The sequence below is a fragment of the Nocardia rosealba genome, assembly GCF_020216065.1.
GTDB lineage: Bacteria > Actinomycetota > Actinomycetes > Mycobacteriales > Mycobacteriaceae > Nocardia > Nocardia rosealba.
In genome coordinates this window covers 573,285-598,351 of record NZ_JAIWNA010000002.1, presented here as the reverse complement: position 1 = coordinate 598,351, position 25,067 = coordinate 573,285, and the positions used below count along the sequence as shown (strand labels likewise).

At 67.1% G+C, this 25,067-nt stretch carries 30 protein-coding genes and 1 pseudogene; 15 read left to right on the top strand and 16 right to left on the bottom strand.

All coding sequences use genetic code 11. The annotated features are described in order from the left end of the window. Positions 1-4: 4 nt before the first annotated feature. Together LDL21_RS09645 and LDL21_RS09640 are read right to left on the bottom strand one after the other, a co-directional pair. Entirely contained in the window at positions 5-433 is a 429-nt protein-coding gene (locus LDL21_RS09645) for a DUF779 domain-containing protein (RefSeq protein WP_225279698.1), read from the bottom strand. 138 nt (positions 434-571) lie between these two features. Then, positions 572-886 carry a hypothetical protein gene (locus LDL21_RS09640; protein ID WP_225279697.1) on the bottom strand — a complete coding sequence of 105 codons (315 nt, stop codon included), beginning with the start codon at positions 884-886 and terminating at the stop codon, positions 572-574. 161 nt (positions 887-1,047) lie between these two features. Between LDL21_RS09640 and LDL21_RS09635 the strand changes: the two genes are divergently transcribed. Genes LDL21_RS09635 through LDL21_RS09605 form a run of 7 tightly spaced genes read left to right on the top strand, consistent with a single transcriptional unit; the run spans position 1,048 to position 9,116 of the window. Beyond that, positions 1,048-2,097 carry a 3-oxoacyl-ACP synthase III family protein gene (locus LDL21_RS09635; RefSeq protein WP_181699662.1) on the top strand — a complete coding sequence of 350 codons (1,050 nt, stop codon included), beginning with the start codon at positions 1,048-1,050 and terminating at the stop codon, positions 2,095-2,097. Positions 2,098-2,105: 8 nt separating this feature from the next. Next, positions 2,106-3,002, top strand: a complete 897-nt coding sequence (locus tag LDL21_RS09630) for a beta-ketoacyl-[acyl-carrier-protein] synthase family protein (RefSeq protein ID WP_225279696.1) — start codon at positions 2,106-2,108, stop codon at positions 3,000-3,002. Beyond that, complete coding sequence (locus LDL21_RS09625) at positions 2,999-4,645, top strand: fatty acid CoA ligase family protein (protein WP_225279695.1); 1,647 nt, start codon at positions 2,999-3,001, stop codon at positions 4,643-4,645. The genes LDL21_RS09630 and LDL21_RS09625 overlap by 4 nt, the downstream gene beginning before the upstream one ends. Further along, complete coding sequence (locus tag LDL21_RS09620; RefSeq protein ID WP_225279694.1) at positions 4,642-5,685, top strand: NAD-dependent epimerase/dehydratase family protein; 1,044 nt, start codon at positions 4,642-4,644, stop codon at positions 5,683-5,685. The genes LDL21_RS09625 and LDL21_RS09620 overlap by 4 nt, the downstream gene beginning before the upstream one ends. A gap of 17 nt (positions 5,686-5,702) precedes the next feature. Next, complete coding sequence (locus tag LDL21_RS09615) at positions 5,703-6,899, top strand: peptide synthetase (RefSeq protein WP_225279693.1); 1,197 nt, start codon at positions 5,703-5,705, stop codon at positions 6,897-6,899. Beyond that, positions 6,896-8,977: an MMPL family transporter gene (locus tag LDL21_RS09610; protein ID WP_225279692.1), complete on the top strand. Its 2,082-nt coding sequence runs from the start codon at positions 6,896-6,898 to the stop codon at positions 8,975-8,977. The genes LDL21_RS09615 and LDL21_RS09610 overlap by 4 nt, the downstream gene beginning before the upstream one ends. After that, positions 8,961-9,116, top strand: a complete 156-nt coding sequence (locus LDL21_RS09605; RefSeq protein WP_225280356.1) for a hypothetical protein — start codon at positions 8,961-8,963, stop codon at positions 9,114-9,116. The genes LDL21_RS09610 and LDL21_RS09605 overlap by 17 nt, the downstream gene beginning before the upstream one ends. Here LDL21_RS09605 and LDL21_RS09600 read toward each other — a convergent pair. Continuing rightward, complete coding sequence (locus LDL21_RS09600) at positions 9,113-9,805, bottom strand: 2'-5' RNA ligase family protein (protein ID WP_225279691.1); 693 nt, start codon at positions 9,803-9,805, stop codon at positions 9,113-9,115. The two genes, LDL21_RS09605 and LDL21_RS09600, sit on opposite strands and share 4 nt — an antisense overlap. Before the next feature lie 121 nt (positions 9,806-9,926). On the opposite strand from LDL21_RS09600, the gene LDL21_RS09595 reads away from it, so the two are divergent. Further along, positions 9,927-10,268 (top strand): hypothetical protein, encoded by a 342-nt coding sequence (locus LDL21_RS09595; RefSeq protein ID WP_225279690.1) that lies wholly within the window; start codon positions 9,927-9,929, stop codon positions 10,266-10,268. Positions 10,269-10,295: 27 nt separating this feature from the next. Here the strand turns inward: LDL21_RS09595 and LDL21_RS09590 are convergent, their stop codons facing one another. Beyond that, entirely contained in the window at positions 10,296-10,667 is a 372-nt protein-coding gene (locus LDL21_RS09590; protein WP_225279689.1) for a YybH family protein, read from the bottom strand. Positions 10,668-11,087: 420 nt separating this feature from the next. Beyond that, positions 11,088-11,849, bottom strand: coding sequence for a 3-hydroxyacyl-CoA dehydrogenase (locus LDL21_RS09585; protein WP_225279688.1), 762 nt, complete (start codon positions 11,847-11,849; stop codon positions 11,088-11,090). A gap of 69 nt (positions 11,850-11,918) precedes the next feature. On the opposite strand from LDL21_RS09585, the gene LDL21_RS09580 reads away from it, so the two are divergent. Next, positions 11,919-12,521 (top strand): TetR/AcrR family transcriptional regulator, encoded by a 603-nt coding sequence (locus LDL21_RS09580; protein WP_225279687.1) that lies wholly within the window; start codon positions 11,919-11,921, stop codon positions 12,519-12,521. Positions 12,522-12,582: 61 nt separating this feature from the next. On the opposite strand, the gene LDL21_RS09575 is transcribed toward LDL21_RS09580, so the two are convergent. The 3 genes from LDL21_RS09575 to LDL21_RS09565 form a co-directional block, all read right to left on the bottom strand. Next, positions 12,583-13,386: a HEAT repeat domain-containing protein gene (locus LDL21_RS09575; RefSeq protein ID WP_225279686.1), complete on the bottom strand. Its 804-nt coding sequence runs from the start codon at positions 13,384-13,386 to the stop codon at positions 12,583-12,585. Positions 13,387-13,474: 88 nt separating this feature from the next. After that, entirely contained in the window at positions 13,475-13,681 is a 207-nt protein-coding gene (locus LDL21_RS09570; RefSeq protein WP_225279685.1) for a hypothetical protein, read from the bottom strand. A 19-nt stretch (positions 13,682-13,700) separates the two neighbouring features. Continuing rightward, a complete protein-coding gene (locus LDL21_RS09565) occupies positions 13,701-14,270 on the bottom strand; it encodes a hypothetical protein (RefSeq protein WP_225279684.1) in 570 nt (189 codons plus the stop codon). An 86-nt stretch (positions 14,271-14,356) separates the two neighbouring features. Here LDL21_RS09565 and LDL21_RS09560 point away from each other — a divergent pair, with 86 nt between their 5' ends. Both LDL21_RS09560 and LDL21_RS09555 read left to right on the top strand, forming a co-directional pair. Then, positions 14,357-15,079 (top strand): VIT1/CCC1 transporter family protein, encoded by a 723-nt coding sequence (locus LDL21_RS09560; protein ID WP_225279683.1) that lies wholly within the window; start codon positions 14,357-14,359, stop codon positions 15,077-15,079. Positions 15,080-15,469: 390 nt separating this feature from the next. Next, positions 15,470-16,129 carry a TetR/AcrR family transcriptional regulator gene (locus LDL21_RS09555; protein ID WP_225279682.1) on the top strand — a complete coding sequence of 220 codons (660 nt, stop codon included), beginning with the start codon at positions 15,470-15,472 and terminating at the stop codon, positions 16,127-16,129. Between the two features lie 60 nt (positions 16,130-16,189). Here LDL21_RS09555 and LDL21_RS09550 read toward each other — a convergent pair whose 3' ends face one another. After that, positions 16,190-16,750 (bottom strand): EF-hand domain-containing protein, encoded by a 561-nt coding sequence (locus LDL21_RS09550; protein ID WP_225279681.1) that lies wholly within the window; start codon positions 16,748-16,750, stop codon positions 16,190-16,192. A 63-nt stretch (positions 16,751-16,813) separates the two neighbouring features. Between LDL21_RS09550 and LDL21_RS09545 the strand changes: the two genes are divergently transcribed. Together LDL21_RS09545 and LDL21_RS09540 are read left to right on the top strand one after the other, a co-directional pair. Continuing rightward, a complete protein-coding gene (locus tag LDL21_RS09545; RefSeq protein WP_308017129.1) occupies positions 16,814-17,140 on the top strand; it encodes a YybH family protein in 327 nt (108 codons plus the stop codon). Between the two features lie 372 nt (positions 17,141-17,512). Continuing rightward, positions 17,513-18,685, top strand: a complete 1,173-nt coding sequence (locus tag LDL21_RS09540; protein WP_225279680.1) for an MFS transporter — start codon at positions 17,513-17,515, stop codon at positions 18,683-18,685. 225 nt (positions 18,686-18,910) lie between these two features. Here the strand turns inward: LDL21_RS09540 and LDL21_RS09535 are convergent, their stop codons facing one another. The 3 genes from LDL21_RS09535 to LDL21_RS09525 all read right to left on the bottom strand — a co-directional run bounded on the left by LDL21_RS09535 (position 18,911) and on the right by LDL21_RS09525 (position 20,606). Further along, a complete protein-coding gene (locus LDL21_RS09535) occupies positions 18,911-19,279 on the bottom strand; it encodes a thioredoxin family protein (RefSeq protein ID WP_225279679.1) in 369 nt (122 codons plus the stop codon). Between the two features lie 199 nt (positions 19,280-19,478). Beyond that, complete coding sequence (locus LDL21_RS09530; RefSeq protein ID WP_181699701.1) at positions 19,479-19,652, bottom strand: hypothetical protein; 174 nt, start codon at positions 19,650-19,652, stop codon at positions 19,479-19,481. 453 nt (positions 19,653-20,105) lie between these two features. Then, on the bottom strand, positions 20,106-20,606 hold the full coding sequence (locus LDL21_RS09525; protein ID WP_225280355.1) for a hypothetical protein: 501 nt from the start codon (positions 20,604-20,606) through the stop codon (positions 20,106-20,108). Positions 20,607-20,659: 53 nt separating this feature from the next. Between LDL21_RS09525 and LDL21_RS30280 the strand changes: the two are divergent. Beyond that, positions 20,660-20,797 (top strand): annotated as a pseudogene (locus LDL21_RS30280) (SUMF1/EgtB/PvdO family nonheme iron enzyme); the annotation flags it as partial. A gap of 121 nt (positions 20,798-20,918) precedes the next feature. Then, the gene (locus tag LDL21_RS09515) at positions 20,919-21,320 is read left to right on the top strand and encodes a DUF7144 family membrane protein (protein ID WP_225279678.1); all 402 of its coding nucleotides are present in this window, start codon (positions 20,919-20,921) and stop codon (positions 21,318-21,320) included. Between the two features lie 117 nt (positions 21,321-21,437). On the opposite strand, the gene LDL21_RS09510 is transcribed toward LDL21_RS09515, so the two are convergent. The 4 genes from LDL21_RS09510 to LDL21_RS09495 form a co-directional block, all read right to left on the bottom strand. Next, positions 21,438-22,544, bottom strand: coding sequence for a cation:proton antiporter domain-containing protein (locus LDL21_RS09510; protein WP_225279677.1), 1,107 nt, complete (start codon positions 22,542-22,544; stop codon positions 21,438-21,440). Positions 22,545-22,604: 60 nt separating this feature from the next. Next, positions 22,605-23,054, bottom strand: a complete 450-nt coding sequence (locus LDL21_RS09505; protein ID WP_225279676.1) for a hypothetical protein — start codon at positions 23,052-23,054, stop codon at positions 22,605-22,607. Beyond that, positions 23,055-23,237, bottom strand: a complete 183-nt coding sequence (locus LDL21_RS09500) for a hypothetical protein (protein WP_225279675.1) — start codon at positions 23,235-23,237, stop codon at positions 23,055-23,057. It lies immediately after the preceding gene. A gap of 380 nt (positions 23,238-23,617) precedes the next feature. After that, positions 23,618-24,853 carry a PucR family transcriptional regulator gene (locus LDL21_RS09495; RefSeq protein WP_225279674.1) on the bottom strand — a complete coding sequence of 412 codons (1,236 nt, stop codon included), beginning with the start codon at positions 24,851-24,853 and terminating at the stop codon, positions 23,618-23,620. Positions 24,854-25,067: the final 214 nt, after the last annotated feature.

Sequence of the window (25,067 nt, the reverse complement as noted above, 5' to 3'; positions counted from 1 at the left end):
GGGTTCAGGAGGCCTCGTCGACCAGTTCCGCGGCTTCGGGCTTGCTGATGCGCAGCGTGAAGCGGAAACCGCAGTCGGATTCGAGTGAGCCGGATTGTCGTCCGGTTCGCACCGCGCTGCGCACCTCGATGCCGACATCGAGGTCCTCGAAGCCGGCGTAGAAGTCGCCCGCCATCCAGAACTCGGTGTGCGCGGCGGTGCGACCGGCGAGGACATCGTCGGCGCCGGGGCAGAATTCGGTGCGGCGCAAGCAGATCGGGCTGCAGCCGTCTGTGCCGGGAGCCAGGTAGAGCACCACGGGGCCGTGCATCGCGGTGAGCAGCGCGAGCACATCGCCGGCTTCGCCGGTGGCCTCGATCGCGCGATGACGGTGACTTCCCCAGTGGGCGTGGAGATCTCGGTCGCGGTGTACGGACCCGGCACGGTTACCCATGGTGCGCTCCTTGCATGTCTCGACGGTGTTCGGTGCACACTATCGGTGCGCAAGGTTGGTCCAACGTTGGTACGCCCCGAACCTTGCCGAACGAGTGCCCTCACCGCCGGCCACCCACCCGCGATTCCGCCGAGTCCATCAGTGACTGCCATTCTTCCGCGACCATTCCGCGAAGCGGAATTCGGGCGATGTTCGCGAAACCAAAATCACCTCCGGTGTTTTCGGCGCGGGAAACAAATTCCGAAACAGCAGCGGCCATTCCGTCACCCGCACCGACGTGAGGTCCCTCACGCCACACCTGACAGCCCGGGTGCCCCGAATCGTCGGCTTCCACACCGCCCGATCGATAGCTGACAACTTGCCGACAAGCACCTGCGCCGAGCCGCTGATGTCGAAAGATTGAGGAATATCGGCAGACTCGGCGCATTTGCTGTGTAACTTCACCATTGCCACCGGCAGATGTCTGGATGGGACCCAGCCCGGCTCGCGCCGCGAGCCAACCCTCCGCGACCGCCGACGCCGCCCCGCGAAACCCGGTTACTTTCCGGTAGTGTCCGCTCGCATCGGCCCCCACCACGGTCACCGGCGACCCTTTTCGACTGTCAGGAGTTTTCGTGTCGCATTCGCGTTTCGAATCCATCGGTGCGTATCTTCCGTCGAATATCGTCTCGACCGAGGAATTACTTTCCCGGCTCGCCACGCCGCCCGCTTTCGACCTCGAAAAGATCACCGGCATCAAAGAGCGCCGGTTCCGCGACACCCGTCCGGACAGCCTCGAGGACTCCTTCACGCTCGCCGTGAACGCGGCCCGCGACTGTCTCGAGCGCTCACGCTACGGGGCGGGCGAGCTCGAGGTGATCATCTCCTGCTCGATCACCCGCAGCAACGAGGGCACCCGCATGTACATGGAGCCCTCCTTCGCCTCGACCATCGCCAAGGAGCTCGGCGCCGAGCGGGCCATCACTTTCGACGTGTCCAATGCCTGCGCCGGCATGCTCACCGGCACCTACCTGCTCGACCGGATGATCCGGGCGGGTGTGGTGCGCAACGGAATGGTGGTCAGCGGGGAGTCCATCACCCCGATCGCCGAGACCGCGGTCAACGAAATCTCCGAGAAGTACGACCTGCAGTTCGCGTCGCTCTCGGTGGGCGACTCCGGATGCGCGGTCGTGCTCGACCAGGCCGTCGACGACGCCGACAAGATCCATTACATCGAATTGCTCACGGCTGCAGAGCATTCCCACCTGTGCCTCGGCATGCCGAGCGACAAGACCTCGGGTGTGGCGCTCTACACCGACAACCGCAAGATGCACAACGAGGCCAGGTTCCAGCTGTGGCCCGACGCCCAGGGCGAGTTCCTCGCCGCCCAGGGCCGCACCTTCGCCGACGAGGAATTCGACTACATCATCCACCACCAGTTCGGCGCCGCGGCCGTGCCTTTCATCAACGCGGTGGCCGCCCGCGAGTTCGGCGCGCCCATCCCGCCGGACCTCAATGTGATCGAGAAGTACGGAAACACTTCGACTACTTCGCATTTCATCGTGCTGCACGATCAGCTCGAACAGGACGGCATCGAGGCAGGCGCGAAGGTTCTCATGGTCCCGGCCGCCTCGGGCGTTGTCGCGGGTTTCCTGTCCACCACCATCTCCTCCCTGAAGGTCTGAGGTTCGTCATGGGCGTGCGTATCCGAGCCACCGGTACCAGTCGGTCGACCGACACCCACAGCATCGTCGAGCACAGCGGGCGCGCGGCCCGTCACTGCCTGGAGCAGGCCGGAATCCGGCCCGATCAGGTCGGTGTGCTCATCAACACCGGCGTCTTCCGCGATTCCAACACCGTGGAACCCGCCGTCGCCGCGATGATCCAGAAGGCCGCGGGTATCGGCCTGGACTACGGCAAGAACGACCCGCGCACCTTCTCCTTCGACCTGATGAACGGTGCGACCGGCGTGGTCAACGCGGTGCAGGTCGCGGGCGCGAACCTGGCGACGGGCACCGAGCACGTGCTGATCGTCGCAGGCGACACCCATCCCTCGCTCACCCGTTCGCGCGCGGATGCCGAATTCCCCTATGCCACAGCCGGTGCCGCGTTGCTGCTCGAGCACGTCGAGGGCGCGGAGGGCTTCGGACCCGTGCACACCGTCACCGCACCCGGCACACCGGCCGGACAGGCCTACGTCGACACCGCGACGATGGGCACCGTCGGCCGCGGCCTCATGACGGTGGAACGCGAGCCTGATTTCGAGGACCGGGTGCTGGCGGTGGCGGCCGAGGCGGGTCGCGCGGCGCTGGCCGAGGCGCCGGACGCTCGCGTCGCACTCATCGCCTCCACCCCGAGCGCGCACTTCCCCAAGCGCCTGGCCGACGCCCTCGGCCTGGACCAGAATGCCGTGCGCACACCGGATCTCACCGACGGCGACCCACACACCGCCGCGCTGCCCCTGGCCTACGCGCGCGCCACCGAGGATGCCTCGCTCGGTGGGTTCACCCACATCCTGTTCGTCGGTGCCGGCGCCGGTCCGTCGGCCGCGGCGACCCTCTACCGGCTGCCCGAGGAGCACCTCGCGTGACCACCGCGACCTACTGGGCCACGATCGACCGCTTCCGCGAATTCGCCCGTACCGAACCCGATCGCCCGGCGGTGATCTACCCCGACGGCACCACCGCCGACGGCATGCCGGACTATCGGCGGATCACCTACCACGATCTCGACCGGTGGTCCGACGCCATCGCCGAACACCTGACCAGTTCCGGTGTCGGCAGCGGCACCCGCACCATCGTGCTGGTGCTGCCGAGCCCGGAGCTGTACGCGATCCTGTTCGCGCTGTTGAAGATCGGTGCGGTGCCGGTGGTGATCGACCCGGGCATGGGTGTGCGCCGCATGGTGCACTGCCTGCGCGCGGTCGAGGCCGAGGCGTTCATCGGGATCCCGCAGGCACACGCGCTGCGAGTGCTGTTCCCGCGCAGCTTCCGCCGGGTGCGCACCACCCTGACGGTCGGCCGCCGCTGGTTCTGGGGCGGCCCCACCCTGCAATCGTGGGGCCGCACTCCGGCGGGTCTGCTGCCCGACCGTGCGCCCGCCGCCGAGGACGACCTGCTCATCATCGGTTTCACCACCGGAAGCACGGGCCCGGCCAAGGCGGTCGAACTCACCCACGGCAATCTCGCCGCCATGGTCGAGCAGGTGCACGCCGCCCGCGGCCACACGCCGCCGGAGTCCTCGCTGGTCACCCTGCCGCTGGTCGGCGTGCTCGACTTGCTGCTCGGCTCCCGGTGCGTGCTGCCGCCGCTGATTCCCAGCAAGGTCGGTTCCACCGATCCGGCGCATGTGGTCGACGCGATCACCAAGTTCGGGGTGCGCACGATGTTCGCGTCCCCGGCTGTGCTGATCCCGCTGCTCGCCCACCTGCGGTCGCACCCGGTCGAACTCGACACCCTTGGCAGCATCTTCTCCGGAGGTGCGCCGGTGCCCGCGTGGTGCATCGCCGGACTGCGCGAGGTCTTGCGTCCCGATGTCGAGATCTTCGCGGGCTACGGTTCCACCGAGGCGCTGCCGATGACGACGATCGAATCGCGGGAATTGCTCGACGGCCTGGTCGAACGGGCGGCACACGGTGAGGGCACCTGCATCGGACGTCCCACCGACGATGTCGAGGTGCGGCTCGTCGCCGTCACCGACGCCCCGATCGCGAATCTCGCCGACGCCGAGCCCACCGACCGGATCGGCGAGATCATCGTCGCCGGACCCAATGTGAGCACCCGCTACTACTGGCCCGCCGAGGCCAACGCGCTGGGCAAGATCCACGACGGTGACCGCGTCTGGCACCGCACCGGTGACCTGGGCTGGATCGACGAGCAGGGCCGCGTGTGGTTCTGCGGTCGCAAGAGTCAGCGGTTGAGCACCGCCGCGGGACCGATGTTCACCGTGCAGGTCGAGCAGGTCTTCAACGCGGTACGTGGCGTTTCGCGCACGGCGCTGGTCGGTGTCGGCCAACCCGGTGCGCACCGGCCGGTGCTGTGTGTAGAACTGGAGCCGGGTGCCGATGCGGTGGCCGTCGACCTGCGCCTGCGCGACCGTGCCGCCGCGTTCGACACCGCCGTACCGATCACCGATTTCCTCATCCACCCCGGTTTCCCGGTCGACATCCGGCACAACGCCAAGATCGGCCGCGAAGAACTCGCCCGTTGGGCAACGAAGAAGCTGAACTCATGAAGATCCTCGTCACCGGCGCGTCCGGATTCCTCGGCGGCGCCATCGTGCGCGCCCTGGTGGCCGACGGCACACACGACGTGTCGATCCTGGTGCGGCGCACCAGCGTGCTCGACGACCTCGGCACCGCACGCGCGGCCGTCACGATCGTCGAAGGCGACCTGACCGACGCCGACTCGCTGCGCCGCGCCGCCGACGGGGTGGACGCGGTGATCCACAGCGCGGCCCGCGTCGACGAACGCGGCACCCGGGCCCAGTTCTGGGTGGAGAACGTGCGCGCCACCGAACTGCTGCTCGAGGCCGCCCGTCGCGGCGGTGCACACCGATTCGTGTTCATCTCCAGCCCCAGTGCCCTGATGGACCGTGACGGCGGCGACCAGATCGACGTCGACGAATCGCTGCCCTATCCGCGCCGCTACCTCAATCACTATTCCGAGACCAAGGCGACGGCCGAACAGGCCGTGCTCGCCGCGAACACCACCGAATTCAGCACCGTGGCGTTGCGTCCGCGCGCGATCTGGGGTGCCGGTGACCGGTCGGGCCCGATCGTGCGGTTGCTCGCCCGCACTGCCGACGGCGCCCTGCCCGACCTGTCGTACGGCCGGACAATCGAGGCGTCGCTGTGCCACGTGGACAACATCGTCCACGCCTGCCTGCTCGCGCTGAGTGCCCAGAACATCGGTGGCAAGGCGTATTTCATCGCCGATGCCGAGAAGACCGATGTGTGGGGGTTTCTCGGCGAGGTCGCCGAGGGGCTCGGCCTCCAGCGGCCGACGCGCAGGCCGAATCCGCGTGTCCTCGCCGCCGTTGTCGCGGCCATCGAGGCGGTGTGGCGGATTCCGGCCGTGGCACGGCGCTGGTCGCCGCCGCTGTCGCGCTACGCCGTCGCCCTGATGACCCGCACCGCCACCTACGACACCGGCGCGGCCCGCGCCGACCTGGGCTACCACCCCGTCGTCGACCGCGACACAGGCCTGTCCACCTTCTTGGTCTGGCTCGAGGCCCAGGGCGGCATCGAGTCGCTCGCCGGGCACCTGCGGTAACACTCCGAGAGGCAATCATGAACGGCGACACCGTCTTCCGTCGGCCCGTGACGACCACCGAACGCATGTACTTCCCCATGCGCACCCTCGCCCCGCCCTTCCTCATGCAGCTCGTCGTGCCGGGTGTGGGCGCGATCGACCCGCAGCGGTTGCGCACCGCGGTTGCCGCGGCGGCCGAAGTCACACCGGGCGCGCGGCTGCGCAGGCAGGGCGACATCTGGGTGGACAGCGGCATCGTCCCCGCCGTCCGGGTGGTGGATGGCCACGAATTCGGTTATCCCGCATTGGAATCCGATCCGGTCCTCACCGGCGATATCGGGCCGACCGCGGATGCCACCGTCGAGGTCCTGCTGCTCACCGCAAATACACCGACCCTGGTATTCCGCGTCTTCCACGGCGTGATGGACGGTATGGGCATGGTGCTGTGGGCGACCAATGTGCTGCGCGCGCTGCGTGGCGACGACCCTGTACCCCAGCCGGCCCCGGTGGCCGATCAGCAACTCGTCGATCGGGTCGGTGCGCCGGGCAAGCCGACCCCGATGATTCCGCGCTACCGCAGCGCGGTGGGGCGCGGCAGGCAGCGGCGCGGCACCGCCCGGCATCTGTTGCGGCACCGGCGCGTGCAGGCCGCCGGACCCGGTGCGCTGGCACGCGTCTGCGCCCTGCTGGCCGCCGAAACTCCGGGAACTTCGCGGATCATGATGCCCGTCGACCTGCGCCGTCACGATCCGGCGCTGCGCTCGACCGCCAACCTCGCGCTGCCGCTGTTCCTCGACATCGCACCGGGCCAGGACTGGACGCAGATCAAAGACGACATCAAAGCCGGGCTCGCGCAGCGGCGGGAACTGAATCAGCTGGCCAATACCCGCATCACCCTGGTCCCTGACCCGGTCAATCGGGGTGTGCTGCGGACGACGAACTGGCTCGGCGCGCGGCTGGGCCGCAACCTGGCCTCGGCGACCGTCTCCCACATGGGCCGATTCACCTCCGACGACCTCGCGGTCCCCGGCTTCCGGCCCACCGGACTGTTCGTGCTCCCCCAGCACAGCGTCGCCATGCCGTTGCTGTTCGGCCTCACCGAATTCGACGGCCACACCGAGCTCACCGTGTCGGCCCGCAACGGCGCCGGAATCGAAGCACGGCTCGAAGCCCTGCTCGACCGGATCGTCACGATGTTGGAAGCCGAACTACCCGTGGTGGATTCGGCGCGGTGACCACACTCGCCCGGTTCGTCACGGCCCGGCCGCGCACCGTCCTCGCCGTGGTCGTGGTGTTCATCGGGTTGTGCGCCGCATACGGTGCGACGGTGACCGAACGCCTCAGCGCGGGCGGGTTCGTCGACGGCGGCAGTGAATCCGCCTTGGTCGACCGCTTCGTCACCGAACAGCTCGGCCCGCAGAGCCCCGACGTGGTCGCGCTCTACACCGCACCCGAGGGTCGCACGATCGACGAGATCGGCCCGCAGGTGCGCGCCGCCCTCGACCGCGTCGACCCGGCGCTGCTCGCCCGGCCCGTGGAGAGTTACTGGTCGGCGGTGGTGCCGCGCAAGAACTTCCTGGTGTCCGAGGACCGCAGGCACGCGGTGGCCGTGGTGTACACCGCCGGTGACGACACCGCCCGCATCGCCGCGTATCCCGCCGTCGCCGAGGCGCTGCGCGTGCCCGGTGTCGAAACCCGGCTGTCGGGCTACAGCGCCCTCAATGCCGAGATCATCGACCGGTCCCAGCGTGATCTCGTTGTGGCCGAGTCGATTTCGCTGCCGTTGACACTGCTGGTTCTCGTCCTGGTGTTCGGGGGCATCGCGGCGGGCGCGTTGCCGGTGGTGGTCGGCATGCTCGCCGTCGGTGGTGCGCTCGGCGCCATCCGGTTGCTGACCGAGGTCACCGAGGTCACCACCTTCGCGGTCAATATCGCGTCCCTGCTGGGGCTCGGCATGGCCATCGACTACGGGCTGTTCCTGGTGAACCGGTTCCGGGAGGAATACGGTGCGGGCGGGGATATCGGCGGCGCGGTCGACCGGACGATGGCCAGTGCCGGGCGCACGGTCGCCGTGTCGGCGGCGCTGCTGATCTGCGCGTTCGCGGGCACCTTCGTCTTCCCGCAGGCCGTGCTCCGCTCACTCGGTATCGGCGCGGTGGCGGCCGTCGCGTTGGCGGCGGGCCTGTCGCTCACGGTGCTGCCGGCATTGCTCGTGCTTTTCGGCGCCCGCATCGGACGCGCGAAACCGACCACACGCACCGAACACTTCTGGGGCCGGGTGGTCGACGCGGTGCTGCGCAGGCCGGGAACGGTGACGATCGCCGTCGGCGCGGTCCTGCTCGTCCTCGCCGCACCGCTGGCCGGTATCCGACTCGGCGAGATCGACCACCGCGCGTTGCCCGCCGACAGTCCGATGCGCCACACGGTCGATGAGCTCACCGCTCAGTTCCCCGCGGCCGCGAGCGGGGCGACGGTGCTGCTGCGCGGTCTCGACGGCCCACCGCAATCGGCGGCCGTGTCGGGCGTGCTCGACGCGATCGGTGACGTTGCGGGTGTCGACGATGTCGTCCAGGTGGGACGCGACGACGACTTCGTCGTCCTGCACGTCTTCCTCACCCACGCCGACCGCAGCGAGCAGGCCACCGCCGCCGTCCGCGCCATCCGCGCACTACCCGCACCGGGTGCCACCACGGTCGAGGTGGGCGGTGACACCGCGGCCACCCTCGACAGCGTGGACGCGACGCTGGACCGGCTGCCGCTGATGATCGCCGTGATGGTGCTGGTCACGATGGTGCTGCTCACCGTGGCGTTCCGCTCGGTGGTCCTGCCGCTCAAAGCCGTGGCCATGGCGTTTCTCAGCCTGGCCGCCACCTTCGGGGTGCTCACCTGGATCTTCGTCGGCGGTCACGGTGCGAGCCTGCTCGGCATCAGCCACGGACCGCTCCCGGCAGGCATGACGGTGCTCATCATCGCGGTGGTTTTCGGGTTGTCCACCGATTACGAGGTGTTCCTGCTGTCGCGAATGGCCGAGGCCCACCGTGCGGGCGCGGACACGGCGACGGCGGTGCGCGTCGGGACCGTGCGGACGGCCCGGGTCATCACCGCCGCCGCCGTGCTGCTGGTTCTGGTCACCGGCGCGTTCGCGCTGTCACCCCTCACGCCCATGCGGCTGCTCGGCATCGGCATGATCATCGCCCTGATCCTCGATGCCACCCTGGTGCGCATGCTGCTGGTTCCCGCCCTGGTCCAGCTCATGGGACCGGCGAACTGGTGGTTACCGCGACTATCGTGGGGGCGTGGGCATCATGGGTGAAATGTTTCCTGGCAAGAAGCTGCAGCACGAAGGCAGCGGTGACAGCGACGGCCAGGCACGCGAACCCCACCTCGATCTCGACCTCGACGCCGGTGTCGTCCGCCTGACGCCACCCGACGTCAGGCCGACCGAGGACTAGCGGGGCGAACCGGCCAGCGCGGTTCCCGCACCGAGGCGTTCGAGCAGCGGATGCGGGTCGCGCAGCAACTCGGCGGACACCACTTCCGACCAGTCGTATCGACCGTTCTCACACACCAACTCGACCAGCGACAGCGACGACACCGTGTCGTCGAGGGTGAAGTCGGCGAATCCGTCGGCGGCGAGCGCGGCCTCGATCTCGCCCACCGGCACCGGTGTCTTCGTGTAGGCCAGCGCCAGGTACGGGAGCAACGGCTCACCGAATTCGGGCACGCGCTCGCGGATCCAGACATCGGTCAACGCGCGGGTGAGATCCTCACGGACGCGCAGCAACTCCTCGGGTAACGCGATGGGTAATCGCACCCCGTCGGCGGCGACCACCGGCGGGCCGAAGGTGATGGGAAACGGCGCGTGCTCGGCGAGCAGGATGCGCGAACCCTCGACCAGACGGGCCAGATCGACGCCCTTCACCCCGTCGACGAAGCCCACACCCTGCACTTCCACCCGCAGACGCGGCGCGTCGACTTGTTCGAGGCCGGGCACCCGCGCCACAGTAGGGGCGAAGATCTCCACGAGCTTGTCGGCGACGGGCTGCGTCGGCATCACCTGCCAGTCGTAGAAGGAACGGCCCGGGGTCCACCCCGGCCGCCACCACCAGCGACTCGCCGTCGTCATCGCGCTCATGTCCATGTGTCGCACCTCCGCCTGCGATGCCTGGCTACCTCTCGGTCAAGAACTACCCCGCCGAGATCACGGACCAACCCGACGAGACCGATCCGTTGCCGGTTCGAATCCCGATTACACTCATCGCATGTCTGTTCGACGGCGGATCACGCTCCTCGCGTTCGCCCTGCTGCTCCCCCTCTCCGCCACCGCCTGTACCGTCACCGGGCCAGGAACCACCTCCGAATGCACCGTCAGCGGTTGCACCGTGACCTTCGACCGAGGCGTGAACGCCAAGGCGTCGGTACTCGGCATCGACGCCGAACTCGTCGCCGTGAACGGCAACATCGTCACCCTGCGCATCGGCGGTCAGGAAGTGACCGTGCCCGCCGGGGAATCACAGCCCGCGCAAGGGATGGACGTGCGCGTCAGCGAGGTCACCGACCAGAAGGTCGTCGTCGTGCTCTCCACCGGCCTGAACCAGAACTGACGCATCGGAAACCGTTGTGCGCCATGCTCATCCGAGTACGTTGGGTTGATCGAGGATCCAGCGCCACGTCCCGTCGGGCTGTCTACGGGCCACTTCGACGGTCGCCCCGGTACCGCCGGGCAGGCGGGAGGACGTGAGCGCGAGATCGCCCGCGCGTAATGCCGGTGCCTGCGGGCCCGGCTGGAACACCGGGCGGTCGGCGACGAGCCGGGCGTAGGCGGCCCTGATCTCCTCGACCCCGGTGGCGACCACACCGTCGGGCAACGCGAGCACCGCGTCGCTCTCGTAGAGCTCGACCAGGCCGTCCACATCGCCGGCGTTCAACCGTTCGACCACCAGTCTGCTCAGATCCTCCGGGCGCCTCGCCCGTTCCCTGGCACCCTCGATACTGTCGGTCATCGTCACCCTCCTCGACTCGGGTTGTGCGCCAACGGTAGCGCCGGGGTACGACACGAACCCGGCACCGGCCCCGCCCCGGAAACCACGAAACCCCCGAAAACCCAGGGGCGTTCGGAGGTTTCGCGGACAAATATGGTGTCAGCCGATCACAGCGGCGGGAACCCCGACGATCCGGTCGCCATCCAGTTCCAGAACTCCGCAGCGCGGTTCGTCACCAAAGCGATGACGTCGAGGACAGTGCTTCCCATTGTCTTCCTTCATCCGAACGAACACTCTTGCGCCCTCACCATAGCAACCGGCTTCGAGTGCACAACGTTGTGATAACGGACAGATGACAGCCCACTTTCGCTGAACAACATCAAGACGACCGCATCCGGCCACGCAAACGTCGCGGCCGGATGCCGTGTGGCACAGTGCGACTCAGCGCGGGGCCATTCGGATGGCGCCGTCGAGGCGGATGGTTTCGCCGTTGAGCATCGGGTTCTCCACGATGTGGCGGGCCAGTGCGGCGAACTCGGTCGGCTGACCGAGGCGGGAGGGGTGCGGGACCTGGGCGCCGAGGGACTGCAAGGCCTCCTCGGGCAGCGTCTCGAACAGCGGCGTGCGGAACAGGCCGGGTGCGATGGTGACGACGCGGATCTTGAAGCTCGCCAGGTCGCGCGCGACCGGCAGGGTCAGGCCGACGATGCCGCCCTTGGACGCCGAGTAGGCGGCCTGGCCGATCTGGCCGTCGTAGGCGGCGACCGAGGCGGTGTTGATGATGACGCCGCGCTCCTCACCGACAGGTTCGGTGGCCGACATGCGTTCGGCGGCCAGCCGGATCACATTGAAGGTGCCGACGAGGTTCACGTTGATCACCTTGGTGAAGTCGGCGAGCGGGAAGGCGCCCTTCTTGCCGACCGTCTTGATCGCGTTGCCGATTCCGGCGCAGTTCACGGCGATCCGCAGCGGGGCCAGCGATTCGGCGACATCGAGCGCCGCGACCACCGCCGATTCATCGGTCACATCCGCGGCCGCGAAAGCCGCGCCATCGCCGAGTTCCTTGGCGATGGCCGCGCCGTTGGACGAGGGCAGGTCGACGATGACGACCTTGGCGCCCTTGGCGTGCAGTTCCTGCACGGTCGCCAAGCCGAGGCCCGACGCGCCGCCCGTGACGATCGCGGACGAGTTGACGAAATCCATACTTTTCTCCTGTTTCGGTGACGGCCCACCGATATTGACACACTTCGCCAAAACTGTTTGGCTTTCGCCGTGACCCAGCCTGCCCGCCGTCCCGGCCGTCCCTCCGTGCTGGACACCGCGGCCGTGTCCGCCGGTGCGCTGCGGTTGTGGACCGAGCGCGGGTTCGCCGCCACCGGCTGGAACGAGCTCGCCGAGGCCACGGGCGTGAGCACACGAACCCTGTTGCGGCACTTCTCGTCCCGCTCCGATATCGCCTGGATCGGTGTCGCACCGGCGACGGAGCGGCTGCGCGCGACACTCGCCGGGGCCGCCGCCGAGGAGTCGCCCGCGGTGGTGGTCAGGACCGCGATCGTCGAGTCGGTGTCGCGCGATCCGCGGATCCAAGAGCTGGCGCCGGATTGGCTGCGGCTGATCTCGTCGGAGCCGGAACTCGCCGCGACCGCACCACGGATCTATCGACCGTGGATCGATACGCTCTCGGCCTACCTCGCCGATCGGCTGCCGAACTCCCCCGCTGCGATCTGCCGGGCCATGGCGACCGCCTACCAGTCCGCTACCTTCGCCGCGCTGATCGGATGGGCCGAGTCGGGGGCGCACGGTGACTGCGCGGATTCGGTGGATCGGATGCTGCGCTGGATGGACCCGCACCTGCCGCGGTCTGCGCCGAACTGACCTGCTCGCGAGGAGGAAAACAGCGCGGGGGCCTGCGCCACCGGTGCCGACGTGCCGTCGATCAGGATTCGCGGGCGGCGATCGCGGCCTGGATGCGGCGCAGTGTGCGCAGCCCCTTCTTCGCGGCGACACTCACCATGCCGTCGAACACCGTCGAGCCGCGGTCGGTGGCCATCAGCCGTTCCAGTGCCGGCACCGCGCTGTCGTCGCCGGTCGAGCCGAGGGCGACGGCCGCCCAGTAGCGCTGGTCGGCGTCCTCGCTCGAAGCCGCTTCGATCAGTCGCGGAATGATGTCCGGCGCGAATACCGACAGTGCGCTGGCGATGTAGCCGATGCGGTAGTAGCGGCGGTTCTCGAACTCGTCCCAGAGGGCGGCAAGCGCCGCATCGCCACCGATCATGCCGAGGGCTTCGGCGGCACGCTCGCGCATACCGCTGTTCGAGTCCCCCAGCAGGGGCACGAGGGCCGGAACCACCGATTCGTCGCCGAGCACACCCAGCGCGACGATCGCCTGGTCGCGGGCTATGTCCTGCGGGTGGTCGAGCATCGCGACCAGGCCCGGGACCGCGTCGTGGAAGCCGAGGGCGGCACAGCCCATCGCCGCCCATGCCTGGCAGTTGTAGCGGGTGTCGGCAAGCGAGGCGAGCAGCGGCTCGCGCAGCGTGTCGTCGCCGAAGAGTCCAGCCCGATTCAGCGCCCGGCTGTACAGCGTCCGGTGGTAGTCGGGATAGTCCCGCACGAGCGCACGCAGAGCTTCCGCCGCCGATGCGTCGCCCTCCTCGGTTCGCAGCAGCAGCTGCCGCAGGTTTTCCTCGCGAGTCTCGAGGTCACCGTCTTTGAGGAGTCGCGCGTCGGCTGGATTCACCGCCCAACGGTACCCGGTGACAAGCCCCTCCTGAGACCACCGGACCGCCACACGTATCTCGCGAACCCCTTGCTCGTCGGCCCGCCTGTCATGGTTGTTCGAGCGGACCCCAGTCCAGGGCGTCGACCGCTGCGCGATCACCTTCGAGCCAGGCCCAGAGGATCTCGACGGGTTTCGCCTCGTCCCGGATGGCGGTGTGCCTGGCATCAGGGGGTGCATCCGACAATTCGAGGTCGTAGTCGGCGCCTGCCTTACCGCGCGGCCGAGATGGCCGGGGGTCCGGCGGAATTCGCATGGACAGGTAGCGGACGAAGTCAGTCGTGCACGATCGGTGTGCTGAAGTGGTACCAGTTCGGGGCGAAGCGGTCGTACACGTGTGCGTAGGGGCGCGGCGGTCCGCTCGGCGGTGTCGATCCGGGAGCGAAGTAGGCGACGCCGCCGTCGGTCGGGTAGATCGCGAAGAGGCACCCGCCGTCGTATGGATAGATGCCGTCGACGTGCATCACACCGAACCAGGCCGCATCACCCTTCGCGCACACCTGCGCGGCACGCGTGAACGAGTCTGCGGACAGCCACCAGGCGAGCCGGTCCGGTACCCCCGAAAACACCAGCGCGACACCGATTCCCACCACGATCGGAGCGATCATGACTGCCCGGAACTCGCGATACTTCGCGCAACCGATCGGCGCGAGAACCATCCACGCCACCCCGGCTGCGAGCAGAACGGCACCTGCCAGCAGCAGAGCCGTCAAGGTGTAGTCGGTGACCACCTCGAACAGCAACACCGCAGTCCCGAAGCACGACGCCACAGTTGTCGCGCGCATGGCGTACTGCCATGTTCGCGATATCTCGACCGCCTCCGACGACACCCCCGACTTCGTCATACTCGACAGCCTAGACACGCCGATGCGCCGGCTACGTCGAGGTCTTCGTGAACCAGCGGTGCGACGAGCTCGTTTAGGCTGATCGGGTGCAGGAATCGCCGACCGACACCCATCCGCACGAACCCCATACCGAGGGCCTGGCCTCCCGGCTGAACTGGCTGCGCGCCGGGGTACTCGGCGCCAACGACGGCATCGTCTCCACCGCCGGTCTGGTGGTCGGTGTCGCGGCGACGACGAACGACAGCACGACGATCCTCGCGGCGGGCGTGGCCGGGCTCGTCGCGGGCGCGATCTCCATGGCGGCCGGTGAGTACGTATCGGTGAGCACTCAACGCGATTCCGAGAAAGCGCTGCTGGCCAAGGAACGACGGGAACTGGCCGCCTTCCCCGACTACGAACTGGCCGAGCTCACCGAGATCTACCAGGCCAAGGGCCTGAGCCCGGCGACCGCGCGCCAGGTGGCCGAGGAACTGACCGCCCACGACGCCTTCACCGCCCACGCCGAAGCCGAACTCAAACTCGACCCGGACGAACTCACCAATCCATGGGCCGCCGCCGGCTCCTCGGCGATCGCGTTCACCTGCGGAGCGCTGCTCCCGCTGCTGGCGATCGTGTTGCCGCCGGCACAGTGGCGGGTGCCGGTGACCTTCGTGGCGGTACTCGTAGCGCTCGCGCTCACCGGGTCGCTGAGCGCGCGACTCGGCGGAAGCGCGCGAGGCAGAGCAGTGCTACGGGTCGTCGTCGGCGGTGCGCTTGCCATGGCGGTGACCTACGCGATCGGCACGCTCACCGACACCCTCGGCGGATGAGCGGTCAGGGGTTGGGCCGAGATCGGGTCGCCGTGTAACCCGGTCGACGGTATCGGGCGGGACTACCCGGTTCCAGGCGCGGCGAGACGCGTGACGTGGATACAAGCAGATCCGGGTCCTGCCGTGCCCTGGGATCTTCTTGGTGGAAGCCTTCAGGTGGCAGCCCTCCCACCGCGCCGACCCCGCCCATCAATGGCTGCGCTCGGCGCTGCGCGATCAGTCACCCGCAGCGGATGGGCCCCAAATGCCCGAACCGACAACGCCGTTCATGCGTCGTGACCGGCCACCGTCCGGCCGCGTGGATTTCGGTCCTCGCCCCATTTCAGGCAATCGCCGCCGTAACTAGACTTGCCGACGCTGAGATCGCGGCTGGACTCGAGGAGGGTGTGGGTGCCGCCCAAATCGACCAACCGACGGCGCCCCACTCAGGACCGTGCCAAGGCAACACGCGAGGACATACTCGATGCCGCCGCGGCACTGTTCGGCGAACGCGGCATCACCGATACCTCCACCAACCGCATCGCCGCTGCCGCCGGGGTGAGCATCGGAACCGTCTACCGATACTTCCCCGACCGAGCAACGATCGTCGAAGAACTACTCACCCGTATCCAGAACAACATCGAACGACGATTCACCGAACGTGCCCACGACCTCTCGGACACTCCCGTGCAGCAACTGGTTTCGGGCGTCTTGGAAGCCATCGTCGACGAGATGGTCACCGACGTCCCACTCGTACGCGCACTGATAGCCGGGTTGGACTTCTACAGCAGCGGCATGCCCGAGCTCGAAGTACGCCTGCGACTGCTGGTCAAAATGCAGATCATCCAGATCCTCGGACCCGGCGCCGACGACGAATACGACGTACTGACCATCACCATCATCAGTGCGTGTTTCGGCATAGTCCTACGCGCCGCCGTACTCGAAGACAGGCACGTACGCGACGAGGTGATCGCGACGACTGCCCGCCTTGTAGCGGCATTCGCCGACAACGAGATCCAAGCCCGCACAACCGGCGAGAATCACACCCGCCACTCGCCTGCTGCACCATAGATATGACATTCGGAACCGTCACCCGAACAGCGGCTGGTGGCATGGCCGGAACGGATCAGTTCAATTCGGCAGCGAACCGAGCAGCCAACCGCCGGGGCCGTCAAGCGACTCGTCGAAGTAGTAGCCGCGGATCGCCTGCAGGATCTCGTCGGTGCCGACCAGACCGTCGCCGTCGGTATCCAGACGCGGATGCACTGCGCGGGCATCGGATTCGGGCAGGTTCATCAACGCACCCGTCCAGCGAATGTACTCGTCGAGATTCAGCTGCCCGTCGCCGTCGGTGTCGGCCACCGCCATGATCGCTTCCAGGAACGGTCGGTACCCCGCTTCGAAGGACTCCTCGGTGACGAGCAGACCTGCGGTGAACGCCCGCTTGTACTCGCCGAGGTCGATAGTTCCGTCACTGTCGGCGTCGGCGGCCGACACCAACCGCTCCCACAGTCCGAGACTCAATTCGAGCAGTCGCTCACGTGCGGGCGCGCCTGGGGCACGGCCGAACTCGTCGGCGAGGCGGATGGCCGAGTTTTCGAAATCCCGGCGTTCGATTCGACCGTTGTTGTCGACATCGAACGTCTGGAAACGTCGAGTCAACTTACGGTCGAGGATATCGTCGTTCGTCAAAGCGGTGGCCCTCCTGTTGCTGCGATGTCGGACAGTCATCGTTCGGGACTCGCGTGATGCTCGATCAGTATAGGCATCCTCTGCGAATCACTTTGGCGACAAGGCGCTTTCGCGATTCGAAAGCCATGGGAGGACACGTTCGACGGTTTCATCGGACCGATCGATTTCGAGATACGCGATCTGGTGATCACCGTGGGCGACGACATGGCCTTCAGCCGGAGCCTGAACCGGATGATGGGCACCATGGCAGACGGGCAGAAGACCGACTTCTGGTTCCGCTGGACGGCCTGTTTCCAGAAGATCGGCGGCAGGTGGCTCATCGTGCACGATCACACCTCGGTCCCGACCGACTTCGGTACCGGGACAGCAGTATTGGATCTTGCGCCGTAGGAAAGCCGAAGACGATGGCTCGACTACTTCCGCCGGAACGTACCGCAACCGCAACCACCCGGGCACCGCCGCACACAGCGCCAATGGAGTGCCGGGCGTACTACCGAAGCTGTGGCCGGCCAACGAGGTACCACCTCCGCCCGGTTTGATATCCGTTCTCGCAGTAGGGTGTGATTCGTGACCACTGTGACAGAGGCGGACAGACCCTAGCCACCGGTCCCCCGGTGGCTGCCCCGAGTCGGCGACACCGCGCCCTGACGGCGCGGAAACTCGCGCTGCTCTGAAGTCCACCGGCTGGACCCGCTGTCGTCCGCGCGGCCGTCCCGTTTCCTCGGATGTGCCGTCCGCTTCGCACTCAGTGGGAGTACCCCTATGCCCAAGTGGTTGGCGGCGCTGTTCGCCGCCTCGTTCGTGTTCTATACCGACGACTATGTGATCGCCGGTGTCCTGCCCGAGATCGCCCGCGATCTGGGCGTGAGCCAGGCCGCCGCCGGTCAGCTCATCACCGTGTTCGCCGTGACCGTCGCCCTGGTGGCGCCAGTCGCCGCCGTCGTCCTGGCCCGCGCCCCTCGACGCGTGCTGCTGGTGGCGAGCCTGTGCGCGTTCGTCGCCGCCAACGCGGCCGCGGCGGGTACGCCGTCGTTCACCGTCCTGTTGATCCTGCGCGTCGCTGCGGCGGCAGCCGCTGCGGTCGCGACCCCGGCGCTGTTCGCCACCGCGGTCCAGCAGGCCCCCGCCGCGAAGGTCGGCCGCTATGTCGCGGTGGTGGCGCTTGGCGTCACCGGGTCGATCGCGGTCGGTGTGCCGATCGGCACCTGGATCGGTGGCGTATTCGGCTGGCGCGCGGTATTCGCCACCATGGCGGTGTGCGGCGTGCTCGCCCTCGCCGGTCTGCTGATCACGTTGCCGCGCAAAACGTTCGGCGATCCCGCACCCGACTGGCGGGCCCAGCTACGCAGCCTGGGGCGGCGGCCGGTGACCTTCGGTCTGTTGGCCAACATGTCACTGATGACCGGCTCGATGATGATGCTCACCTACCTCGCGCCGTTCCTCACCGATGTCGCCGGGGCGGCCGTCGATGCCCGTGCCCTCTCCTTCGGGCTGGCCGGTATCGCAGGAACCCTCGGCATGTGGGGTGGCGGCGCGATGACCGACCGGTGCGGCCCGGACCGCGCTCTGCTGATCGGTATGGGTGCCGTCGCCGGGTCCATGGCAGGCCTGTGGCTGCTGTGGGGCATGCGCCCGGTCCCGATCACAGCCGTGCTGCCGGTGCTCGCCGTGTGGGGTGCGGCCGCCTTCTGGAACTCACCCGCGATCCAAGCCCGGCTCGCCGCCCTGTCCGGCGTCCTCGCCCCACAGGCGCTGGCGCTCAACACCTCCGGCACGTACCTGGGTGTCTCCCTCGGCGGTCTGCTCGGCGGTCTCACCCTGGCCAGGTGGGGTTCGGGCGCACTGCCACCGCTCGCGGTCGCCTGCACCGTTCTCGCGCTGATGCTGCTGTCCAACGCGAGCGAAACCGCCCGTAAAACGCAGGCTCGCAAGTAGACAGCCGAGCCGCCGGTGCGGTATCCACCCGGATCGGCATCCGGGCGTCACCGCCAGTGGTCGCCCAACGCGCGAATTCCCGCCAGTCCCAGGCGTCGCCGCTGGAGAGGCCAGGGATGATCTGCATGACGTGCCCGCCACTCGGCTCTGGTCTCGCCGCCGCGTCGCGGTTCGAATCTCTCGTCATGATCCTGCGCACTCGATTCGCGGGACGGACCAACAGTTTCAAACATCCGGGCGTGATCCGGTCGAAACCGATGAACTGAACGGGAGGGACATGTGCTCGGCGAAGTCGCCGACCAGCTCCCGATGAGTTCGGGCGCCAACGATCCGGTCACGCACCTCGCCGTACACGAATATCAGAATGGTGGGTAGCGCGGTGATCCGATGCTCCTCGACAACCCTCGACCAGTCGTCGTACTCCATTGTCGCGCACGAAATCGCCCGCCCCTCGGTCCTGGCGAATTGTTCGAATACCGGTTTGATCTTGTGCGAATTCGGGTCTCGACCGCCGTGAAACAGCACCGCGAGCAGCGGGGCTCGACGTTGCACGACCCGGCTGAATCCGGTTGCGTCGGCAATTGTTTCGATCATTGCGCCCATACTCCATTTGCCGGTCATTGCTTACCCTCGACCGGATGACTGCCGTTCTTCTCCAGCTCGACTGGAAAGACGGGTCCGGAGACGACGATCGGCTCCGGACCCGTCTGGACGCTGGCTTCGTGACAGGGCCGGAGCGCCGGACCCGCGCGATCCCACGCCCATGCCACCGAATCACGAGTTCAGCGAACAATCACAGGCAGAAGCTGACCTCGAGCGGGCCCAAATGAATGGGCAGGCACACTTCCACCGAGCCGGACACCGGAGCCACCGTCGGAGCCTCGGCCGCGGCCACGCCGGCGCCCAGCGCGGTCGCCGACATCGCGATCGCCACCGCCGCTAGCGGCCGAAAGATTCTGGAACTCATACTACCATCCTCATTAGTGCGATTGTGATGCGTCCCATGAGCGGGACCGGTCACATCAGATCACGACCCGCGAGTAATGTCACGCTTACGGAAATAATTCACATTGCCGGGCCGGGTATATGCAGCTCGTTCGACCAGAAGCCGGTCACAGGCTAATTTCTCAGCCAGAACTCACTTGAACGCGGAGGCGTGTGCTCGAATTTTCACGGTACGAGCCGTCCTCAAATATTTCGATATGAATCCATAAGCTTTCATCGGAACCGTTGTAGGTTTCTCCATGGGTAAATCACCACGACGGAATAGCGATGTCCGAATATACAAAGTTGCAGTCGACCTGTTCATGCGGTCGACCAACGAAATCGGATGATGCCCCGCGGACAGTCACGCGCAGGCGCCTTGGTGTCCTGCTCGCAGAATGCGCCGGTCACGTACTCCGGCTCCGCAACTAGCGGTTCAGCTGTCGGACCTGGTCCAGGTCCGGTACTCGGCCTCGCGGGACGGGGTGCCGTTCCATGGATGGTCCGGGAAGTCCTCGTCGCGCACTTCGGTTCGTCTCGGGAGGTGGGCGCAGACGCAGGTGATGGTCAATGTGGCTGTGCGGGAGCCGAGTTCGTCGGCTTTGAGGTCGTGAGCCAGGTCGGTGGCGACCGGGAGGAGATCGTTCATCGTCGCCGTGCCGGGCAGACAGAGCTCGAGGTACAAGTCGACCGAGCCCGGTCGCTTGGGCGACAACGCCGATCTTCCTGCCGCAATGCGGACATCCGGTGGGAGGCGGGTGCGCTGCATGAACTTCGACAGGTCGAGTCCGGCGATCGTCTGTGGGCCGGTCACGAATTTGCCCTGGCACGCCAGAACGGTCTGCGGTGGCTCGACTGGGGTGGTCTCGTCGGGCGTTCGACAGGCGGCGGCCAGCGTCGCCGCGGCGATCGAGATCAAGGCTGTCGCGCGTCTCATCGGGAATCAGACTAGCTGTTGAAGACAGTCGCGACCCGACACAATCGCGCCTGGGTCGACGCGTCATCAAAGGCGGGTCGCACCTGTGCGCACCGAACTATTGCCGTCGGTACCGCCCCGCGGCCAGGATGGCTCAAACCATCGACACCTCGACCTCGCACCTGGGTTTCCGCCTCGTGATTCGGCCCTGATCGTCGTCTTCACACCGTCAACCGGCCGACAGGCTTTCCTGCACCGATGTGCCCAGCACCTCCCCCGCTTCACCCGAAACGGGGGAACCGAGTTTCCATCGGTGGCCATAGCGTCGAAACCATGACCACCACCTCACACCCGGTCCGCCAAGGCTTGGCCGCGAGTATCACCATGCTCGCCGCGATCATGCTCCTGGTGGCAGGCACCCTCGGCATATTGCGCGGGATCGCCGGTATCACCAAGGACGAGCTGTTCCTGATCCCGAGCGAATACACCTACCAGTTCGACGTCAGCACCTGGGGCTGGATCCACCTCGCGCTCGGATTGCTTTTCGTAGCGGTCGCCATCGGAATGATGGTCACAGCGACGTGGGCCCGAATCTTCGCCTACTGCTTGGCCGCATTGTCGATCATCGCCAACTTCCTGTCCCTGCCGTACTACCCATGGTGGTCGATGATCATGGTGGGCATCGACCTCGTCATCATCTGGGCGATCTCGACCTGGAATCCTGACCGAGTCTGATCCTCGATCACCGAGACGAAGCCACTCGTTCCTGGTGTCGACTCGACAGGTGCGCGGCAAGAGTCGACCCGGCACCGTGTAAGACGATGCTTCCCAGCACCGTCATGACCATGATCGTCAAAACGTGCTCGCCGTACGCCTCGGGCAGCAGGTTGAAGGCAAGCAATCCGAAGATGATGGACGGTGTACCACGCGGCGCCATCCAGCCCAGAAGCAGCGTTTCATGCCACGAAACATCGGTCCCCAGAAGGGAACAGCGACGGGGACCATGCGGACAACGGTGAGCGCCGCCGCGCAGAACACCACCGATCGCCAGGTGACATCGCCGGCCAGAGCAAGGACGGCGGCGGCTCCGAAGACGAACCACATCTGGGTGGTCAGCAGGAAACCCACGTCGTCGATCAGCCGGCGACCTTCGGCGAAACGCTCGGACCGGCGACGCAGGTGATGGAACAGCACGCCGCACACGAACGGGGCGACGAATTCGTTGGCGCCCACGGCGTGTGCCACCGCGAACACCAACAGGGGGACGGCCACGACGGCCATGCGTTCGGACTGTGTGGTCATCCACCCACGCTCTTCCGCCGCGTTGACCCCCGCTCCGAAAAGCAGCCCGAGCGCCGCCCCGACCATGATCGCCAGGGCAACGGCCAATGCCACGTCGGCGAGCGCCCCGAGCACGGACCTCGAACGGTCGGTACCCGCGGCGAGAGTGATACCGAAGAACAAGACCGGTGCCAGGACTCCGTCTTTGTAGCCTGCTTCGATATTGAGCACATCGCGAACTCGGCGGGGCACTCGCTCGTCACGCAAGATCGTCGAGGCGGGCGAGAAATCGGTGGGGACCACCACGCACGCGATGACAAGCAGCAGCGCCCACCCGGCCATGGGAAACAGCCAGGAGCCGACAAGCACGGCCGCGAGAACGCTCAACGGCAACGCGACGACCATCATCCGAATGACGAGTCCGGGGCTGCCTCCGAGCAACCGCCCTCGTGCCTCGGAGGAATCGACGAAGAGCAGCACCGCGAGGATGATCTCGGCGACCTCGAGCGCCGCGTGCGCGTCCAGGACGTCGCCGACTCGGCCGTGGGCCGCCACACCGGCGGCGATCCCCGCGGCGACCACGACCATCGGCGCGGTAATGCGGTGACGTTCGAGCCAACCGGCCAGCATCGCCCACAGCAGCAGCGCCGACGACACCGCGAGAATCGCTCCGGTCATCACGCCAGCCTGCCAGAACGATTCGTGCACGCAAGGGTGCCACGGCTGCGATCCGAGGGTTTACGCGCCGGATGGCGGAGGGTTTTCGTCGCCCTTCGTGCCGGGGTCGTGGCCGCCGGGAACGTCGATGATGCTCGCGGGGGCATGCAGGGCGATTCGCCGTGTCGATGGTGGCGCCACCGACACCTTCTCAGGTGCGTCGTCGGGAAGGCCGGTCGCCCATCGCCCGTAACGGGCGGCCAGTGGTGCTGCACTGAGGCCGTGGACCACGATCGACAGCACCACCGTCACCGCGGCGATGTCGACCACCTGGTCGACGAGTGCGACCGTACCCAGTTCCTCGGGGAACACCACGTAGGCGAGCACGGTGCCCGCCACCAGTGTCAGCGGCAATCCGATCAGCAACAGGCGCAACGCAGGTCCGCGATCGCCGCTGACATCTCGCAGCCGAAGATGTGAGGCGTCGGAGAAGAGCAACAACGCCAAGGTGATCTCCGCGACATTCAGCAACTAATGCGCATCCGGTGTGGCGTGGGCCAGCCCTAGCCCGGTGCCCCCGGCGAGCACTCCCACGGCTACGAACACCATCGGCGCGGTGACATTCGCGCGACCGAGCCGGGTTGCCACCAGGGAGTACATGAGCACAGTACCCAGCACCAAGGGAATCGCCGTGGGCACCGCGTGGTCGTCCATCGCTCCTCGTCCCGCCGGCTGGGCTGTCGAATTCGGTACGAGTGAACCGTAGGTGAGCGACGGCGAATCCGGCTCACCCGTTCCGGGTGACAGCGAAGACTCGTCCGCGCCGTCGCGCGGCACGCTACCCGGCTTGTTCGGAGATCGGATAGGCGCCGCGCAGACGGTGCATCGTCGCCGTTACGACGGCGCGGATGTCGGCTTCCCGCAACGGGGATTTTGTCGACGTATTCCTTTGCATCCCGGCCGAGGGCAGGACAAGACGTGAGCGACTGGAGCGAACCCGGGGACAGTGCGTCGCGGCCGGGCTCACCCGCGGATCGACAAAGGAAGCGCACGCCGATGAGGACCCGAACGCGGTCGGCGGACCAACCTTCCGGTCACAGTTGACCAGACGTCGTGGCGCGGTAGCTGCGGGCGACGAGGGCAGAACGCATGTACCACAGGCCGACCGGTTGGGTGGGGTCGAAGCCGGTGAGTTGGCCGATGCGCTTGAGCCGGTAGTCGACGGTGTTGGTGTGCACGTGCAGGAGGCGGGCGGTGCGTTGGCGGTTGAGGTTGTTGGCGATATGGCGTTGCAGGGTTTCGAGGAGTTCGGGGAACGGGTCGAGGGGGTCGAGCAACGAGCCGAGGAATTCGCGGCCGGGGCCGGGGCGGGTGAGCTGGTATTCGAGGGCGAGTTCGTCGAAGCGGTAGAGCCCGGAGGTGACGTCGAGGCGTTGGACCATGTCGAGGAGTTCGTGGGCTTGGTCGGCGGCGTCGGGGATGCCGACGGTGCTGGTTTCGACGAGGGCGGCGGTGATTCCGACCTGCGCGGCATGGGAGAGTTGGGCGACGAGGGCGGCCCAGCCGTCGCGGTCGAAGGTGTCAGCCGGGATGAGCACGGTGCCGCCGTCGACGCTGAGCAGCGACAGCGCCGAATCGCCACAGCGTTTCGCCAATTCGGCTTGCACACGACGCAATTTGCGCCGGGCCACGACCTTCTGGTCGAGAGCGGGAATGCTTTCTTGAGCGTGCGGCGGGAATGACAAGGCGAGCACGGCGTATTGCTCGGCGATGGCGATGCCGCATTCCCGGGCCATGGTCGAGGTGCTGTGGCCGCCGAGCAACGCCGAGGTGAGTGTGTGCACCGCGGTGTGATGTTCGCTGATGACACTGCGCAATTCACGCACATAGGCGAGGGACACCTGGGCGGTGATCGTGTCGAGCATCTCGACCACCATTTTCGCCCCGTCGATGAGGCTGTCGTAATCCTTCACCGATGCGCTCGACACCACCAGATCCAGGCCCATCTTGAAGCCTTCGGCGATCGAGTGGTGGATCGTGTCGATCGGGACTCCTTCGCGGGCCCAGCCACCCGCCGCGTCCTGCAACCGCTGCAATTGGCCCGGAATATCACGGCCGTCGAGCATTCCGACGGCGAATTCCAGGCAAATGCGGGTGATGGTGGTGACATCACCCGCGATCGCCTCGCCGGGCAGAGTGCCGCACGGGATGACGTTGGCGACGAAATGTCCGACCATCTGCCGGGAAAGATTGCGGACATCCTTGAGTGGAGACGATGCCGGTTTGCCGGAGATGGTCAGCGATTCTCTGGCGAGATTCTCGACGGACATCTGTTGTTCCCTTCGCCCGGGCTCGGCTCCACTGTGCGGCTCTGCAGCCAGAGCGAGCCCGCTGGTTCTCTGCGGTTGCACGGCGACGAATTCGTTCGGCCAAGCGGTGGAGATCAGATCTGTAGGTATAGCCAAACCTGCACGGTCACGGTGTGTCTACGCGGCGATGGTTGGAGAACGTCACGGTTGGACACCAGGCGTGTGTGTTGCTCTT